The sequence below is a fragment of the Arthrobacter sp. P4_F11 genome (genome assembly GCF_056401395.1).
Genome location: NZ_JBFUJK010000017.1, coordinates 62,431 through 74,917 on the forward strand (window position 1 = coordinate 62,431; position 12,487 = coordinate 74,917).

General features: G+C 66.4%; 10 protein-coding genes. 2 read left to right on the forward strand and 8 right to left on the reverse strand.

All coding sequences use genetic code 11. The features are described 5' to 3' along the window. Positions 1-86: 86 nt before the first annotated feature. Both AC1DRO_RS17605 and AC1DRO_RS17610 read left to right on the forward strand, forming a co-directional pair. Complete coding sequence (locus tag AC1DRO_RS17605) at positions 87-3,701, forward strand: TM0106 family RecB-like putative nuclease (protein ID WP_476951829.1); 3,615 nt, start codon at positions 87-89, stop codon at positions 3,699-3,701. A gap of 306 nt (positions 3,702-4,007) precedes the next feature. Beyond that, on the forward strand, positions 4,008-4,448 hold the full coding sequence (locus AC1DRO_RS17610) for a hypothetical protein (protein WP_476951830.1): 441 nt from the start codon (positions 4,008-4,010) through the stop codon (positions 4,446-4,448). Between the two features lie 295 nt (positions 4,449-4,743). On the opposite strand, the gene AC1DRO_RS17615 is transcribed toward AC1DRO_RS17610, so the two are convergent. The 8 genes from AC1DRO_RS17615 to AC1DRO_RS17650 form a co-directional block, all read right to left on the reverse strand. Beyond that, positions 4,744-5,577 carry a triose-phosphate isomerase family protein gene (locus AC1DRO_RS17615; RefSeq protein ID WP_476951831.1) on the reverse strand — a complete coding sequence of 278 codons (834 nt, stop codon included), beginning with the start codon at positions 5,575-5,577 and terminating at the stop codon, positions 4,744-4,746. 70 nt (positions 5,578-5,647) lie between these two features. Further along, positions 5,648-6,997 carry an MFS transporter gene (locus AC1DRO_RS17620; RefSeq protein ID WP_476951832.1) on the reverse strand — a complete coding sequence of 450 codons (1,350 nt, stop codon included), beginning with the start codon at positions 6,995-6,997 and terminating at the stop codon, positions 5,648-5,650. Between the two features lie 112 nt (positions 6,998-7,109). Further along, complete coding sequence (locus AC1DRO_RS17625; RefSeq protein WP_476851398.1) at positions 7,110-7,235, reverse strand: hypothetical protein; 126 nt, start codon at positions 7,233-7,235, stop codon at positions 7,110-7,112. Between the two features lie 12 nt (positions 7,236-7,247). Further along, positions 7,248-8,015 (reverse strand): SDR family NAD(P)-dependent oxidoreductase, encoded by a 768-nt coding sequence (locus AC1DRO_RS17630; RefSeq protein WP_476951833.1) that lies wholly within the window; start codon positions 8,013-8,015, stop codon positions 7,248-7,250. A gap of 36 nt (positions 8,016-8,051) precedes the next feature. Further along, the gene (locus AC1DRO_RS17635) at positions 8,052-9,038 is read right to left on the reverse strand and encodes a 3-hydroxyacyl-CoA dehydrogenase family protein (RefSeq protein WP_476951834.1); all 987 of its coding nucleotides are present in this window, start codon (positions 9,036-9,038) and stop codon (positions 8,052-8,054) included. 2 nt (positions 9,039-9,040) lie between these two features. Beyond that, positions 9,041-9,523 carry a ribose-5-phosphate isomerase gene (locus tag AC1DRO_RS17640; RefSeq protein WP_018775886.1) on the reverse strand — a complete coding sequence of 161 codons (483 nt, stop codon included), beginning with the start codon at positions 9,521-9,523 and terminating at the stop codon, positions 9,041-9,043. Then, positions 9,520-11,292 carry a dihydroxyacetone kinase subunit DhaL gene (gene dhaL, locus AC1DRO_RS17645; RefSeq protein ID WP_476951835.1) on the reverse strand — a complete coding sequence of 591 codons (1,773 nt, stop codon included), beginning with the start codon at positions 11,290-11,292 and terminating at the stop codon, positions 9,520-9,522. The genes AC1DRO_RS17640 and dhaL overlap by 4 nt, the downstream gene beginning before the upstream one ends. A gap of 150 nt (positions 11,293-11,442) precedes the next feature. Then, positions 11,443-12,447 (reverse strand): sugar phosphate isomerase/epimerase family protein, encoded by a 1,005-nt coding sequence (locus tag AC1DRO_RS17650; protein WP_476951836.1) that lies wholly within the window; start codon positions 12,445-12,447, stop codon positions 11,443-11,445. Positions 12,448-12,487: the final 40 nt, after the last annotated feature.

The following is a 12,487-nucleotide window of genomic DNA, read 5'->3' on the forward strand; positions in this document are numbered from 1 at the left end:
TTCCTGTCCCGTGTTTAACTGTCAGAGGGCTTTGATAGCTTGATAGCGGAGGGCACCAACAACGGCGCACCAACAACGGGGGCACAGTGTTTTTTCTTGAACCTGAGGTACCTGGCTCATCACCGGACCTGGTCTACTCCGCGAGCGACCTCGTGGTGGCCGCGAGTTGCGAGTATCAGCTGCTGCGGAAACTCGACGAGAAGCTGGGCCGGTCCCCCAGAGCCACATTCGAAGACGACGAGATGCTCAAGCATGCAGCGGTGTTGGGTGACCTCCACGAGCGCAAGGTCCTCGGCGGTTTCGTTGCGGAGTTCGGCCACTGGGATCCGGCCACCGGGCACGGCGTGTACGACGTCGTCCCGGCCGAGGCCATGGACCGGGCCACGCTGGCGGCCAAGCACGCCGAGTCCATTGAGGCGCTGCGCGCGGGAGCCGACGTCGTCTTCCAGGCCGCCTTCTTCGACGGGCAGTTCCACGGCCGCTCCGACTTCCTCGTGCGGCAGTCCGACGGCAGCTACGCCGTGTTTGACACTAAGCTCGCCCGCCACGCAAAGGTGACGGCCCTGCTCCAGCTCGCCGCCTACGGCGACCAGCTGCTGAAGGCCGGGGTCCCGGTGGACCCGGCGGTGACACTCGTCCTTGGCTCGACGGTGCAGCTGCCCGGCGGCGGATTCGACTACGTGCGAAGCCACCACAAACTCTCCGACATCCTTCCGGTTTTCCGTGAGCGCCGCGAGCGTTTCCTCGCGCTGACTGCCGCGCACCTCGCACAGCCGGGAACAGTGGGCTGGGGCGCGCCCGGGCTCACCGCCTGCGGCCGCTGCGATTACTGCCAGGAGCAAGTCAAAGCCACCGACGATCTCCTCCTCGTGGCCCGGATGAACTCCGTGCAGCGCAAGAAACTCCACGAACGTGGGATTCGTTCAGTCGCTGACCTGGCGCAAGTGACCCTCGACAAGCCCACCCCTGCGCTCCTGCGCCTGCAGGAACAGGCGCGGATGCAGAGCGGCGTTGGCCCTGCCGACGGAGAAGTCTGCTACCGCAAGGACGGGGAAGAGCACACCATCCGCTACGGCGTCCTGCCCGGTAACACCTTGGCCGAGCTGCCCCCACCGAGCCGGGGCGATATTTTCTTCGACTTCGAGGGCGATCCGCTGTGGCAGGACCGCGCCACGGGAGTGTGGGGGCTCGAGTACCTGTTCGGCGTGATCGAGGCGCCCACCGAGCCCGGCAGTCCGGGGATCTTCCGGCCGTTCTGGGCCCACAGCCGGGAGGCGGAGAAGCAGGCGTTCCTGGATTTCCTTGACTATGTCGAGAAACGCCGGCGGGATTATCCGGACATGCACGTCTACCACTACGCACCGTATGAAAAAACGGCGCTTCGAAAACTCTCGGTGATGCACGTTGCCGGGGAGGACATCGTGGACGAGTGGCTCCGCGAAGGCCTGCTGGTGGACCTGTACCAAACGGTCCGGAACAGCATCAGGATCTCCGAAAACTCTTACAGCATCAAGAAGCTCGAGCCGCTCTACATGGGGGCGAACCTTCGAACTGGCGAAGTGAAGGACGCCGGCGCCTCCGTGATTGCCTACGCACGGTTCTGCGACGCGAGGGACAATGAGCGGCCCGACGAAGCGGCCACAATCCTCGCCGGGATCTCCGACTACAACGAATACGACTGCCTCTCCACGCTGGAGCTCCGGAACTGGCTACTCGGGCTGGCCAAGGAAGGCCGGCTGGAGCCGCGCGGCGCGGAGCCGGGCGCGGAGCCGGGCGCGGCGTCCCGCGCGGCAGACGGCCCCGACGACGGCTCGGCACGGGCCGATGCGGCGCTTGCCCCGGCTGAGCTGGCACTGATGGAATTTGCTGAGCCGGGCAGCGGCTTGTCCGAGGACGACCGTAAGGCCGTGGCCATGCTGGCCGCGGCCGTGAGCTATCACCGCCGGGAGCGCAAGTCGTTCTGGTGGGCGCACTTCGATCGGTGTGAGCACGGTCCGGACACGCACGAACGGGACCGGAACGTTTTCCTCGTCGAATCCGCGGAAATCCTCGACGACTGGCAACAGACGGGGACCAAACTTCCGGAACGGCGGGTCAAGCTGTCCGGCTCCGTGAGTCCAGGGTCGGACCTCCGCGAGGGCAGCAAGTGGTTCCGCATGTACGAACTGCCTCTTCCCGCCGGGCTGGAAGGTACCGGCAAGAACGGAACCGGACGGAGCGGATGGTTCGGCACGGAGGTCCTGGAGCTGGGGCATGAGGACGGCAAGGACACGGTCATCATCCGGGACCGGCTGCACCGGAAGATACCGCCCTACAATGACCTCCCCATTGCGCTGACGGAAGACCAACCCCTCGCCACCAAGAGCCTCGAGCAAGCACTGGCAGCCCTCGCTGACATGGTGGTCGCCGGCCTGGGGTCCGGTTCCCTCCCCCGCCATCCTGCGCTTGACCTCGTCCGGCGTCAGCCGCCGAGGCTGGCCGCCGGAGCTTCACTGCCGCAGCCTGGCCCCGGACCGGACCGCTTCATTGAAGCCATCACGGCGGCCGTGCTGGCCCTTGACCACTCCTACCTGGCAGTGCAGGGTCCGCCCGGAACGGGCAAGACCCATGTGGGGTCCCACGTCATCGCCCGGCTCGTGGCCCGCGGCTGGAAAGTCGGCGTCGTCGGCCAGTCGCACGCGGTGGTGGAGAACCTGCTGAAGACCGCTGTCACGAAGGCTGGGGTCGACCCGGCGCGCGTGGCCAAAGACGTGAAGCACAACGACGCCCTGCCGTGGGCCCGGCGCACCGGCAAGGACGTTGCTGAGCTGCTGGGTGCGCCTGGAGGCGCCCTCGTCGGAGGCACGGCGTGGACCATGACCGGCGCCACCGTCCCGGCCGGCTCCTTGGACCTCCTGGTGATTGACGAGGCCGGCCAGTTCTCGCTGGCCAACACCCTTGCCGTGGCGCAGGCGAGCAGCCGGCTGCTCTTGCTCGGCGACCCGCAGCAGCTGCCGCAGGTCAGCCAGGGCAGGCACCCCGAGCCGGTCGACGAGTCGGCCCTGGGCTGGACTTCCGCAGGCCACGCCACGCTGCCGCCCGAGCTTGGCTACTTCCTGGCCGACTCGTGGCGGATGACCTCCGAGCTGTGCCTGGCCGTCTCGGAGTTGTCCTACGAGGGCCGGTTGCGTTCCGCCCCATCCGCGGATCTGCGCCGTCTGGAGGGTGTGCCCGCGGGGATTGAGACGGTGATGGTGCCACACAGCGGGAACACGACGTCGTCGGCCGAGGAGGCTGCCGAGGTCGTCGGGCAGGTGCGCCGCCATCTGGGCCTTTCCTGGCACACCGCAGACGGAGCCCGGCCATTGGAAGCGTCCGACATTCTGGTGGTGGCCGCCTACAACGCCCAGGTCAATGTCATCCGCGATGCCTTGGACGCCGCGAATCTCGCCGGCGTGCGGGTGGGGACCGTGGATAAGTTCCAGGGCCAGGAGGCCGCGGTCGTGATTGTGTCCATGGCATGTTCTGCGGTGGCCGAGGCTCCGCGGGGCATGGAATTCCTGCTCTCGCGGAACCGGATCAATGTGGCGGTGTCCCGCGGCCAATGGCGTGCCGTGATCGTCCGCGCGCCCGAACTGACCAACTACCTCCCCGCCCACCCCGAGGGTCTGGAGCAACTGGGCGGCTTCATCGGCCTGTGCCAACGGTCCGTGGCATCCTGAGTTTCGGAGTGCTATCAAGGACGGGCTCACTCCCACCGGGGTTCAGACCAAATACGACGCAAAGATCAGCCCGAATTCCGGGAGCCCGGGATGGAAAAAGGAGTGCTGCCCTTGTTGCTGCAAACACGGTAACTCCCGGTTCCCCGGATCCGACCAGGTCGGGAAACTTCGGCAGATAGCAATCATGAAAAATCATCGTTTGGAGTAACGACAGGAAGCACTCCTTGCTGTGATGATAGTCGTGGCTCGGCCCACTGGCTGGAGTTCAATGGGGCTGGCACTTCGCTAGTCTGGGGGGAGATTTGCATGTTTAGAGTCGAAAAAACCGAAGACAATCTGGTGCCTCGAGTCGCAGATGCCGACGCCGGTGTCTATCTCGAATGGTTAGTAACAGGAAGCCCCTACACCACCGAAGTTTTCGAGCTGCTAAATGCAAGCGGCGGAATCCCTTTTACCACGTCGCGAGAACACGTCGTTGACCCTGAAACTGGACTTAAGTTCACACTGTTCAAATTTATCACCTTTGGCAGTGCCCCGAGAGCTCAAAGTAGGGCTAAGCATCTAGTCAATCGCACATTCGACGACGACAACGAAAAGCAATATTGGATGAAAATTGCCGTGGAGGCGCTGCTAGTCTTTGGAACTGCTTTCAATGGCTTAGAAGCACCCTATAAGGGGTTCACGCGTGTTGAATTGAATAATCGCATCTACACTCTTGAGCATTTTGGATACACGTTGGGCAAATAATAAAGCTGTAGAAGCCGAGAGTGCGGTTAAGTAACCTATATAAAGCTTGCGGATGCCCTCATGGCGTTTGGCAACCTTGGTGAAAACATTACATCTGTCGCTTTTGAGAATTTAGTCCGCCAGCCCAACCTTTAACGCCAACAGTGGGCACAAGGGTGTCCTGCCCAATCCTCAGGGCCAAGGCTGGACATGTCCCTCGGTGATTCACGACCTGCCCGCGGTTATTCATGGCAATCCTTTGGACATGCCCATTCTTAGAAGCCTGCAGTGGGCACAACGGCATCCTGCCCACTATTCATGACCAAGGCTGGACATGTCCCGCGGTGGCGGGGTCAGTCGCGGGGAGCCCTTCGGCCAGCACGAGCGCCTCATCGAGCACAGTGCCGAAATTCACCGGGTCGTGTGCGAACCGGCCCAGGAACAGGCCGGAAACGCCCTCGAGGTCTGGCAGCAGTCCCGGTTTGGCCGATCCGCCGTAAATGACCGGCAACCCTGGCACGCCGGCGGCGGTGAGCTGGTCCCTGAGCCGGCTGACGACGTCGGACACGTACGCGGCGGCGGCGGGCTCGGCCGCGCCGATGGCCCAGACCGGTTCGTACGCCACCACCAGGCGGCCGGCGAGGTCCCAGTCGCCGTCGACGGCCGACTCGATCTGGCGGAACACAAAGTCCGCGGCAGCCGCCGGCTGCCCGCCGTCGCGCTCCCCCACGCACAGCAGCGCGGCGAGCCCGGCGTCGTCCGCGGCCCGGACCTTGCGGGCCACCATGGCGTCGTCCTCGTTGAAGTGCCGCCGGCGTTCGGCATGGCCGATCTCCACGAGCCGGACGCCGAGTTCCGCGAGCATGGACGGGGCCACTTCCCCGGTCCACGGCCCATCCGCCCAGCCGCAGTTCTGCGCACCAAGGAGCAGCGGCGAACCCGCCAGGAGCCGGGCCGCCGCGGGCAGGACGGGGAAGGACGGGATGACAAACGGGACAACCCGCCCGGCCGCGAGGGCCGGGCGGGTGTCCACTTCGTGCTGCAGCCGCTCGAGCCAGTCCAGGCTGTCCCGGTAGCCGAGGTACATCTTGGTGCTGACCCCCACCAGGATGCGGGTGTTGGAGGTCTGGCTGCCGGGGCTCTGCTGCATGTGTTGATGCTTTCTGCTGGATCCAGTGGAGGGGTGCTGGACGTCGCGCTGGAAATGAGGCCGGGGGCCTTTACTGCTCCAGCAGCTCGTCGGCCTTGTTCTTGAAGCGGCGGGTCGCGAACATCATGGCCGCTGCCAGGAACGGGAGCACGCCGAGGGCGTAGACGCCCATGGTCCCGGTGTCCGAGGCGGTGATCTGGTTGACCGAGGTCCGCAGGATCGGCGCCACGAAACCGCCGAGGTTTCCGAGCGAGTTGATCAGGCCGATGCCCGCGGCCGCGGCGGTTCCGGTGAGGAACGCCGTCGGGTAGGACCACGCGATGGGGCCGATGGAGAGGAACGAGCACACGGCGAGGGTGATGAAGATGATGCCGAGCGCCGGAATGTGGTTGGCGCCGGCCCACGCGGAGCCGAAGATGCAGAGTCCGGTGGAGATGAACAGCCCGGTGCCCCAGACCCGGCGGCGGATCACGGTGTTCGCGGCCTTGCCGATGAAGTAGCAGGCGAAGATGCCGAAGAACCACGGGATGGCTGCCATCAGGCCGACGGCGATGCCCACCTTCTGGCCGGTCAGCTGGGCGACCTGCTGCGGCAGGTAGAAGGTGACGCCGTAGACGGCGATCTGCAGGCAGAAGTAGATGACGGTGAAGTACCAGACCTTGCCGTTCTTCATGGCGGCCAGGACGCCGTGCGGCCCGGACTCTTCCTTGACGGTGTCCTCCAGCGCCATGACCTCCAGGAGCGCGTTCTTCTCGTCCTTGTCCAGGAACTTGGCGTCCTGCGGGCTGTTGATCAGGAAGAAGTAGGCGGCGATGCCGGCGACGACGGCCAGCATGCCTTCGACGAAGAACATGACCTGCCAGCCCTGGACGCCGGGGACCTGATCGCCGATGTTGATCAGCCAGCCGGACAGCGGGGCGCCCAGCATCTGGGAGAACGGCTGGGCCAGGTAGAAGATGGCGAACATCTTGACGCGGACCTTGTTCGGAAACCACGCGGCCAGGAACATGATGACGCCGGGGAACAGCCCGGCCTCGGTGACGCCCAGCAGGAACCGCAGGATGATGAAGGACGTCTCACCCTGCACGAACGCGAAGCAGGCCGAGACGATGCCCCACGTGATGGCGATGCGGGCCAGCCATACCTTGGCACCGAACTTGGTCAGGAGCAGGTTGCTGGGGATTTCGAACAGGGCGTAGCCGATGAAGAAGATCCCGGCGCCCAGGGCGAAGGCGCCGGCGCTAATGCCCTTGTCCACGCCCAGGGCAGCTTCGGAGAAGCCGACGTTGGTGCGGTCCAGGAAGGCCACCACATACAGGATCACCAGCATGGGCATGAGCCGGCGGGAGGCCTTGGAGATGGCCGATTTGAGGACCGGCGTCTCCAGGAGGTCCCGGGTGGACGTTGTTGTTACGGACATAAAAACTCCTCGTCGAGCAATCAGTGGTGTAACTCAGGGGGGTGATCAGTTGCATGAAAGTGGCCGGATCAGGCCGGCCAAGGCAGGCCAGGCCGGATCCGGCCGGAGAAAACTAGCGCGAAAAAACCATCATCAGGACGCCGGCCGCGCAGGCCAGGATCCCGACGGCGAGGTAGATCTTCCGTCCCTTGCTCCAGGCTGCGAATCCGGACGCGGGGGTTTGGCTGTGTTGGGCCACGAGGCTTCTTCCTTAGTGCATGTAGAGTCCGCCATCCACATTCAGCGTCTGGCCGGAGATGTAGCCGGCGTCCTCGCTGATGAGGAAGGCGATGGCTGCTGCGATGTCCCGGGTGGAACCGACCCGGTTGACCACGAGGTCTTTGGTGAGTTCGTCCTTGCGTTCCTCGCTGAGGGTGCCGCCCATGATGTCGGTGTCGATGGGCCCGGGTGAGATGGCGTTGACCGTGATGTCGTATTCGCCCAGTTCACGGGCCGTGGCCCGGGTCAGGCCGATCACGCCGGCTTTCGCCACGGAGTACGGCGTCTTGGAGAAGGTGCCGCCGCCACGCTGCGCGGAGACCGAGGAGATGTTCACGATGCGCCCGATCCTGTTCTTCACCATGGATTCCGCGACGCGGCGGGTGGCGTAGTGGACGCCGTTGAGGTTGATGTTCAGCACCCGGTCCCATTCGGCGGCGTCGAGTTCCAGGTAGGGCACCGGAGAGCTGACGCCGGCCACGTTGGCGAGCGCAACGATCTGCGGCAGTTCCGCCTCGATGGCGTCGATTGCAGCGCGGACCGAGCCTTCGTCGGAAACGTTGGCGCCGGCGCCGAGGGCCTTGACGCCGTGCTCGGCTGCCAGTTCTTTGGCCGCCGCCTTGCAGAGGGCATCATCGAGGTCGATGATGCCGATGTTCCAGCCCTGTGCGGCCAGGTAGCTGGCGGTGGCGCGGCCGATGCCGCGCTCGGACACCGCGCCGGTGATGATGGCGGTGCGTTCTGTGGGGAAAGTGCTCATGGGAAGGCTCCTGAAGTGAAAGGGGAAGGTGCGGAATCAGCTGATGGGGGCGGGGCCGAGCTCGTCGATGAGCTTCTGCATGGCCACGTACGCCATGTTCCGGTAGGCGATCAGTTCCGGCGTGCGCTCCGCCGGGACGTTGAGGAAGCCGGCTCCGGTCTTGGTGCCCAGCTTTCCGGCCTCCACCAGGTCGGTGAGGATCTTCGGCGTCGCGAACCGTTCCGGGAAATCGGTCTGGAGGGACTTGTAGCAGAAGTTGTAGACGTCCAGCCCGGCCATGTCGGCTATGGCGAAGGGCCCGAAGAACGGCAGCCGGAAGCCGAAGGTGGTGCGGACCAGGGTGTCGACGTCCTCCGCGGTCGCGATCTCCTGCTCCACCAGCTGGGCGGCCTCGTGGAACAGCGCGTACTGGAGCCGGTTGAGCACGAAGCCGGTGACGTCCTTGACGACGGCGGTCTGCTTGTTGGCCGCGTGCACGAGGTCGCGGACGGCGCCGACCGTGGCGGCCGAGGTGCCGGCATGGGGGATGATCTCCACGCCCGGGATGAACGGGGACGGGTTGGAGAAGTGCACGCCCAGGAAGCGTTCCGGGTTGGTGACCGGCTCGGACAGGTCCGCGATGGAGATCGTGGACGTGTTGGACCCGATGATGGCGTCCGGGCGGGCGGCCGCGCTGATGCGGGCGAGGGTCTGGTGCTTGATCTCGATGACCTCGGGGACGGCTTCTTCGATGAAGTCGGCGTCCGCCACGGCCTCCTCGATGTCCTTGGCGGGCCAGAGGTTTTCCTTCAGAATTGCGGTGGCACCTTCCGGGAAGAGCCCGGCGGCAACGAATTCGTCGGATTCGGCCAGGAGCCGCTCGTAATTCTTCTGGGCCACTTCCGCGGACACATCCGCGAGCGCCACCCGGGCGCCACCGAGTGCCAGGACCTGCGCGATCCCGCCACCCATGTAGCCGGAGCCGACGACGGCGATCTTGCGGGCGGCGTTGATGGCGGCTGCGGTTGCTGTTGATTCGGTCATGTTCAGACTGCCTTCGTGTATTCGGGTTCGTACGAGCAGATGGCGTCCACCTTCGCGGCGGAGGAGGAGTTTTCGTCGAAGCGGTGGCTCAGCCATTCGCCCACGAGCTTCTTGGCCAGTTCCAGCCCGATGACGCGCTGCCCCAGCGTGAGCACCTGGGCGTTGTTGCTCAGGACGGACCGCTCCACCGAGTAGCTGTCGTGGGCCGTGACGGCGCGGATGCCAGGGACCTTGTTGGCCGCGATCGCCACGCCCAGGCCGGTGCCGCAGATCAGCAGCGCCCGGTCGGCGTCGCCGTCGGCGATCTTGCGGGCGGCGTCGACGGCGACGTGCGGATAGGCGGTGGAGTCGTTGGCGCCGACTCCCACGTCCTGCACGGACGCCACGCGGGGGTCGGCTTCGAGGAGCGCCTTCAGCGCGTTCTTGTATTCGACGCCGGCCTCATCGTTGCCGATGACCACGCGCCAGCCTGTTGCTGTGCTCATGCTTGTGCTCCTTGTTCCGCCGGCTCGGGGGTGCCGGGCCGGGATCCTGTGTCTGCGGTGTCGGTGTGGGTGGATATCCGGGTCGCGATGAGGGCGAAGGACACCGCTCCGGGGTCGGGGTGGCCGAGGCTCTTCTCGGCGAGCGGGCGGGCCCGGCCTTTGAGCGGACGCAGCCCGGCGGTCCGTTCTGCGGCGGCTGTGGCGGCGGCCGCCGCCGCGGCTAGGGAACCGGCCACTGGTGTGCTGGCGTCGAACGCGGTGAGGAACGCGTCCTGGAACGGCAAGAGGGCGTCCACCATGGTCTTGTCCCCCGGCTCGGCCTTGCCGAGCGCGGTGATGGCATCCACGAAGGCCGTGACCGCGGCGGCCGCGTCCTCGCCGCTGTAGCTGTCCTGGTTGCCCAGGGCCTGTCCGGCCGCGATGATCGCCGAGCCCCAGAGCGCACCCGAGGTCCCGCCAGCGCGTTCGCTCCAGGCCTCCCCCGCGGCGGTCAGGACCCGCGACGGCGAGGCGCCGCCGTCGTTCGCGGCAGCCTGTTCGGCCGCGGCGACTGCCGCGTCCACGCCGCGGCGCATGCCGATCCCGTGGTCACCGTCGCCGGCGACGGCGTCCAGGCGGCCCAGTTCTTCTTCATGCTCGACCACCACGTCCCGCGCCTGACCGAGGAAGTCGGCGGCCAGCCGGCCGAGGGCTGCCGCCGCAGCGGTGGGCCGTTCGACGTCGGCGGTCTCTTCGGCGTCCGGACCCGCGAGTTCGCGGCGGGCACGGGGTGCCAGGTTTCCCTTGCGGAACGCCGGGGTGTCGGCCGGGGCGGCCCAGTACTGCTCGAGTTCCTCGTCCAGCCACAGCAGGGTCAGGGACAGCCCGGACATGTCCAGGCTCGTGACGAGCTCGCCGCATTCGGGTTCGACGACGGTGAGCCCGGCGGCGGTGAGGAGCTTCTCGATCTTGCCGAACAGCAGGAAGAGTTCGTCGTACTTGACCGTGCCGAGGCCGTTGACGATTGCGACCACGCGGGTGCCGGCGTCGTCCGGTTTGTCGGCCAGGAGCCGGCTGACCAGGAGTTCGGCCAGTTCGGAGGCGGTGGGCATGGGGTGGTCGGAGATGCCCGGTTCGCCGTGGATGCCCAGGCCCAGGGACATGTGCCCCGCGGGGACAGAGAACAGCGGGGCCTCCGCGCCGGGCAGCGTGCAGCCGTCGAAGGCCACGCCGAGGGAACGGGTGCGGTAGTTGGTCCGGATGGCCAGCCGTTCGACGTCGTCCAGGCCCAGTCCCGCCTCTGCGGCGGCGCCGGCGATCTTGAAGACCGTCAGGTCCCCGGCGATGCCGCGGCGCTTCTCGATCTGCTCCAGCGGGGCGCTGGCGATGTCGTCGGTGACCAGGACGGTGCGGGTTTCGATGCCTTCGGCGTTGAGGCGCAGCTGGGCCTGACCGAAGTGCAGGACGTCGCCGGCATAGTTGCCGTAGCTCAGCAGCACGCCGCCGCCGGCGTTGGCGGCCTTGGCCACGCGGTAGACCTGGCCGGCCGCGGGCGAGGCGAACATGTTGCCGCAGGCCGAGGCGGTGGCCAGGCCGGGCCCGACGAGGCCGGCGAAGGCCGGGTAGTGCCCGGAGCCGCCGCCGACCACCAGGGCCACCTGCCCGGAGGGGACTTCGGTGGAGCGGACGACGCCGCCGTCGACTCGGGCCACGTAGCCGCGGTTGGCCGCAACGAAGCCGTCCAGTGCCTCATCCGCGAAATCAGCGGGATTGTCGAAGATCTGGGTCATGGTTCCTCATTGAATCCGTGTTGGAGAACTAATGCTGTGGGTAGAGAGGTGGGTGGTGCGGCCGCCCCCCAAGTGGCTTGACGGCCGCACTACACGCCGGTGTCGGCGCCCGGTCAGCGCCGGGTCAGGCGCTGAGTTCAGAAGCTGGCTTCAGGCGCTGGCGAGTGCCGTGGCTGCCGGCAGCTGCCGGCCCTGGGCCACCTGGCTCGCGCCGAGGGCGTAGCCGTCGGTCTTCGGCAGGACCTGGCGGCGGAGGTAGTCCTGGTTGCTGGCCGTGACGCTGAGGCCGTCGCCGCCGTAGTGCTCGGTGCACAGGATGCCCTGGAAGCCGACGGAGAGCGCGGTCTTGAACGCCTCGCGGTAGTTGATGAGACCGCTTTCCATCGGGGCCGGCATCGCCACGTAGGTGTCCCGGGCGACGTCCTCGTCGCGGATGTAGTTCTTCATGTGCCAGTAGTTGGAGTACGGGAGGGTCTTGGCGACCATCTCGCGCCAGTCCTCGATCGGGCGGTGCAGCCGGATGAGGTTGCCGATGTCCGGGTTGATGCCGACGTTGGCCAGGCCGATGTCCTGAACCAGCTGAACGGAAGAATCCGCGGTGCCGAGGTACGTGTCCTCGTACATTTCAAGCGAGAGCAGGACGCCGACCTCGGCCGCGTGCTGGCCGAGGTCGCGCAGGCGGCTCACAGCTTTGCCCCACGTTTCCTTGTCCCCTGCCGGATCCTTGTACCCTTCGACGGTCCAGAACCAGAGCTGCTTCTGCTGCTCGGCGGTGATGGCCTGGTGCAGTCCGAACGAGACGACCTCGCAGCCCAGCTCGGCGGCGGCGTCGATGGTGCGGTGGCTGTACGCCAGGTTCGCTTCCCAGTTGCCTTCCTCGATCACGCTGCGGCGGATGGCCGAGATGACGGGGATGCCGATGCCGACGTTGTCCGCGGTCTGCTTGAACTCGGCGAGCCGCGCCGAGCTCAGGTCACCGGGGCGGACCCAGCTGTCCGTGAGGTCGGCATTGGCAAAGCCGGCGTCCTTGACCTCGGTGAGGACCTCGGCCCAGGCGGAGGCGTCGGCGTCGTTGATGTGGTTGCCCTGCGCGTCGGTCCCCGGGAACTGCAGGAGCGCTGCGGTGATGGGCCAGTTTTCGGCTGTATAGGCCATGGGTTCACTCCTTCGTGGAATCCTGTTTCCTATAGGATTT

Excerpts from the sequence above, each read along its gene's own strand:
- AC1DRO_RS17610 (WP_476951830.1), top strand. The coding sequence starts at position 4,008 with ATGTTTAGAGTCGAAAAAACCGAAGACAATCTGGTGCCTCGAGTCGCA.
- AC1DRO_RS17615 (WP_476951831.1), bottom strand. The coding sequence starts at position 5,577 with ATGCAGCAGAGCCCCGGCAGCCAGACCTCCAACACCCGCATCCTGGTG.
- AC1DRO_RS17620 (WP_476951832.1), bottom strand. The coding sequence starts at position 6,997 with ATGTCCGTAACAACAACGTCCACCCGGGACCTCCTGGAGACGCCGGTC.
- AC1DRO_RS17630 (WP_476951833.1), bottom strand. The coding sequence starts at position 8,015 with ATGAGCACTTTCCCCACAGAACGCACCGCCATCATCACCGGCGCGGTG.
- AC1DRO_RS17635 (WP_476951834.1), bottom strand. The coding sequence starts at position 9,038 with ATGACCGAATCAACAGCAACCGCAGCCGCCATCAACGCCGCCCGCAAG.
- AC1DRO_RS17640 (WP_018775886.1), bottom strand. The coding sequence starts at position 9,523 with ATGAGCACAGCAACAGGCTGGCGCGTGGTCATCGGCAACGATGAGGCC.
- dhaL (WP_476951835.1), bottom strand. The coding sequence starts at position 11,292 with ATGACCCAGATCTTCGACAATCCCGCTGATTTCGCGGATGAGGCACTG.
- AC1DRO_RS17650 (WP_476951836.1), bottom strand. The coding sequence starts at position 12,447 with ATGGCCTATACAGCCGAAAACTGGCCCATCACCGCAGCGCTCCTGCAG.